The 2475-nt window shown below is 60.2% G+C and carries 1 protein-coding gene and 2 pseudogenes; all 3 read left to right on the forward strand.

Annotated elements, in window-relative coordinates; genetic code table 11:
* Window positions 1–229: 229 nt before the first annotated feature.
* Window positions 230–625 (forward strand): IS66-like element accessory protein TnpA, encoded by a 396-nt coding sequence (gene tnpA / locus AWB68_RS44065; RefSeq protein WP_160110192.1) that lies wholly within the window; start codon window positions 230–232, stop codon window positions 623–625.
* A pseudogene (gene tnpB, locus AWB68_RS44070) lies at window positions 622–965 on the forward strand (IS66 family insertion sequence element accessory protein TnpB). Before tnpA ends, tnpB begins: the two are co-directional and overlap by 4 nt.
* A 52-nt stretch (window positions 966–1017) precedes the next feature.
* Window positions 1018–2414, forward strand: a pseudogene (tnpC, locus tag AWB68_RS44075) (IS66 family transposase); the annotation flags it as partial.
* Between the last annotated feature and the right edge of the window lie 61 nt (window positions 2415–2475).

Here is a 2475-nt window from a genome sequence, read left to right on the forward strand (position 1 = left end):
GTGTGAAAGTAGGTAATCGTCAGGCTCCTCATGCTTTAAACAAACACCCCACCCCACAAAGGTGGGGTGTTTGCGTTTCCGTGTTCCATTGCCCATCCTCTCATTCCCACCTTCTCCGCCGCTTCGGCCCTAGACCCGTAACCGTCCGACCGTGACCGTATAGACACCGGATGAAGGCGTCGCCATGCTTTCCCGGGGCACATATGTCACTGTGCCCATAAAGGAAATCATGGACACAGTGACCGAATTCACCGAGGTCAAAGGCTCCCGCAAGTATCGGCGGCGTACAGCGGACGAGAAGCGCCATATCGTCGAGGAGACGTTATCCAGTGGACGATCGGTGGCGGAGATTGCGCGCAGCCACGAAGTGAACGCGAATCAGGTGTTCGACTGGCGTAAGCAGTATCTCGAAGGACGGCTCGGCGCCGACAAGCGTGGATGTATCTTGCTGCCGGTCACCGTGAATGGGGCCAGCGAGAGCGGCGTGGCCGAATCGGCTGCATCTAAGCCTGCGACCCAGGCGCCCGGCACGATCCGAATCCAGTTGTCACGAGGCGACGTACACGTTGAAGGGCGTGTCGATCCCGAGTTGCTGCGCGTGGTCATCCAGTGCCTGAGCCGATGATCGGCTCACCGGTCAACACGCGAATCTGGGTTGCCGCCGGATTTACGGATATGCGCTGTGGCTTCGACGGCCTGGCCGCGAAGGTGCAGACCGTGCTGGCGAAGGATCCGTTCTGCGGGCACATCTTCGTGTTTAGAGGCAAACGTGGCGACCTCATTAAGTGCCTGTACTGGCATGACGGCGGGCTATGTTCGCCAAACGCCTGGAGCGTGGGCGCTTTGCCTGGCCGCGTGCTGACGGCGGCGTTGTTTCACTGACCAGCGCTCAGCTCAGTCTTCTGCTCGAAGGATTCGACTGGCGGCATCCTATCGACGCAGCCCGACCCTGCAGCGCTTTGTAAACGTATGTGACAACGCGCGCCTGGCGCAATCCACGCGCGTAAACATGCCTGCATGTCATCCAGCGACGCTATCCTTCCAGACGACATCGAGGCCTTGAAGGCTCTCTTGCTTGCGCGTGAGACGGCGTTACGTGAGCGCGAGGACGATCTTGCGAATCTGTGCGACACCGTCACAACACTTCAGAAGACGCTCTCGGACCGGGCGCTCGAGATCGAGCACCTGAAGCTGTGGATCGCGAAGCTCCAGCGCATGCAGTTCGGGCGTAAGTCGGAGAAGATCGACCGCCAGATCGAACAGTTGGAATTGCGTCTTGAAGATCTTCAGGCCGACGACGGCGCGGCAACCGTCGATGCACCGAACCGGCACCGTCTTGAAGGTGGGAAGCCAACGGGACGCAAACCACTTCCGGATCACCTGCAGCGCGTCGACATCGTTCACCAACCTGATGATGCGTGCTGTCCGCAATGTGGCGGCAAACTTGGTGAGCTTGGCGAGGACGTTGCCGAGCAACTTGACTACGTTCCCGGGCATTGGCGTGTAATCCGTCATCGGCGGCCCAAGAAGGCCTGTACCTGTTGTGACTGCATTGTGCAGGCGGCTGCTCCCGGTCGACCAATCGATCGAGGCATGCCAGGCCCCGGACTACTCGCACACGTCCTGGTTGGCAAATTCTGCGACCACCTTCCCCTGTATCGGCAGTCAGTGATTTACGCGCGCGATGGCGTGGAGCTCAGCCGATCGACACTCGCGGACTGGGTCGGTCAGTGCAGCGCGTTGCTCCGGCCACTCGTAGAGGTGATTCGCCGGTACGTGATGGCAGCCTCGAAGATCCACGCCGACGACACGCCGGTGCCGGTGCTCGAACCCGGTAACGGCAAGACCCGGACCGCTCGGCTCTGGACCTACGTACGGGACGACCGGCCAGCTGGCTCGAAGGAGGCACCGGCGGTCTGGTTTGCATACAGTCCCACACAGGCTGGAGAGTATCCACAAGCCCATCTGAAGGACTTCAAGGGAACGTTGCAGGCCGATGCGTTTCGCGGGGTACAACGCGATCTACGAGGGTGGTGATGTGCGCGAGGCTGCATGCATGGCGCACGCGCGCCGCAAATTCCACGATCTGTTCGTCGCACGCAGGAACGAGGTCAACACCAGCCGTTGCGCCGGATCGGAGAACTGTACGCAATTAAGGCCGCGATTCGAGGCAAGCCGCCCGACGAGCGCAGACGTGCCAGGCAGGAGCAGGCGCGTGCGCTACTCGATGCCTTCGAGAATTGGCTGCGCTCAACATTGGGGACGGTATCGCAAAAAAGTGATACCGCCAAAGCCATCAACTACTGCTGAATCAGTGGTCGGCGCTCACGCTATACGTCGAAGACGGCAGCGTGGAAATCGATAACAACGCCGCTGAACGCGCTTTACGTGCCGTCGCTGTGGCGCGACAATCTGGATGAGAGACGCGCGACAATCAAGTTGAGAATGTCGCGGCAGAAATGATGATGCCGATGT

It is taken from the genome of Caballeronia choica (assembly GCF_001544535.1).
Classification (GTDB): domain Bacteria; phylum Pseudomonadota; class Gammaproteobacteria; order Burkholderiales; family Burkholderiaceae; genus Caballeronia; species Caballeronia choica.